Here is a 1,629-nt window from a genome sequence, read left to right on the forward strand (position 1 = left end):
GCTGAACGCTTCACGCGCCACCGCCGTCAACGCTTCTTCAGCGCTGCCGACGGCCTGGTAATCATGGCCGGCCAGCAACAGCGTATCGGCCAGCGCCTCGCGCAACGAGCGGTCATCCTCGACCAGCAAAACCTTGATGCCCATGACCTTCACTCAGCTCCCTGTCCAGCGGAAAACAGCGGCAGAATCACCTGCGCGCACGTGCCGCGCCCGACCCGCGAACGCATCTGCAATTCTCCCTGATGTGCCCGGGCGACTGCCTTGACCACGGTCAGGCCGAGGCCGGTGCCGGTGACTTTGGTCGTGAAAAACGGCTCGCCAAGCCGCTCGAGCACAACCGGATCAATACCGCTGCCACTGTCGCTGACGCACAAACGCAGGGTGTTATCGCGGGTGTAGCAGTGCACTTTCAGGCGCACGTTGCCGTCACTGGCCTGAATCGCGTTTTCAATCAGGTTCAAAATGGACCCGACCAGCGTGTCGCGGTTGCACAGCAACTCGCCGACATGACTGTCGCATTGCCAGCGAACGGGCAAGTCCTGCACATGGGTCAACGCCGCGGCTTGCAGCGACTGCATCAAGGCATTGGGGGTGATGCGATCGGTCAGCGGCAGCTCGCCACGGGCGAACACCAGCATGTCGCGCACCTGATGCTCCAGCTCATGCAAGCGCTCCTTGAGACGCCCGGCAAAGCGCTGCTGGGTGGCGACCGGCAGTTCCTGTTCGGTCAAATGACTGGCGTAGAGCAACGCTGCGGAAAGCGGTGTGCGGATCTGATGGGCCAGCGAGGCGACCATGCGCCCCAGCGAAGACAGGCGCTCGTGACGCGCCAGTTGATCTTGCAGGTGACGGGTTTCTGTCAGGTCATTGAGCAGCACCAACTGCCCCGGCTCGGCATCCAGGGAGCGGGTGGCAATCGACAGGCGTCGACCGTTTTTCAGGGAGATTTCATGACCGTCGTCTTCACGCGGGGCGAAGCAACGGGTGATGACGTGACGCCACAACTCGCCTTCCAGCGGAAGCCCGAGCAGGTCGATGGCCGCCGGGTTGGCCTCACGGACGATGCCATGGCCGTCAATCACGATAACGCCACCCGGCAACAGATCAAGCAGGTGTTGCAGGCGGTTGGCCAGACGCTCTTTTTCCGCCAGTTCCTGCATGCGCTGGGCACTGACCACGGCCAGTTCACCCTTGAGCTCGGTGACCCGCGCTTCGAGCATGCTGTAGGAATCGGTCAGCTGGCTGGACATCTGATTGAACAAGGCGAACGCCTGCTCAAGACCCTGTCGGCTGGCCTGCTCTACGGAGGACGGCTGCCCCTCGGAGCTGGAGGCAGAAGACATCTGGGCGGCTTGGGGCATTGTGCTCTCTCGCTTGGCTGACCGTCAGTTAAACGGAACGTTGCGAGGGATGTAGCAATACCCGTGCCTAAAAAAAACTGCTTATAAATGAGGTGCTTGAAAAACAGGCGTCAATCATCTGCCTGTTCATCGCCTTCCCGCCGGCTCATGCCGTACTTGCGCATCTTTTCCACCAGCGTGGTACGACGAATGCGCAGGCGTTCGGCCGCACGCGCCACAATGCCGTTGGCATCGTCCAGCGCCTGCTGGATCAGGCCCTGTTCCAGAC

At 61.6% G+C, this 1,629-nt stretch carries 2 protein-coding genes and 1 pseudogene; all 3 read right to left on the minus strand.

Going from position 1 to position 1,629, the window contains the following annotated elements:
* A pseudogene (locus DBR24_RS15380) lies at positions 1-144 on the minus strand (sigma-54-dependent Fis family transcriptional regulator); the annotation flags it as partial.
* 5 nt (positions 145-149) lie between these two features.
* Positions 150-1,343 (minus strand): PAS domain-containing sensor histidine kinase, encoded by a 1,194-nt coding sequence (locus DBR24_RS15385; RefSeq protein ID WP_177490573.1) that lies wholly within the window; start codon positions 1,341-1,343, stop codon positions 150-152.
* A gap of 128 nt (positions 1,344-1,471) precedes the next feature.
* The coding region (locus DBR24_RS32290; protein ID WP_305889015.1) for a helix-turn-helix domain-containing protein at positions 1,472-1,629 on the minus strand (158 nt) is incomplete at its 5' end.

The organism is Pseudomonas sp. HMWF006, assembly GCF_003061205.1.
GTDB classification, from domain to species: domain Bacteria; phylum Pseudomonadota; class Gammaproteobacteria; order Pseudomonadales; family Pseudomonadaceae; genus Aquipseudomonas; species Aquipseudomonas monsensis.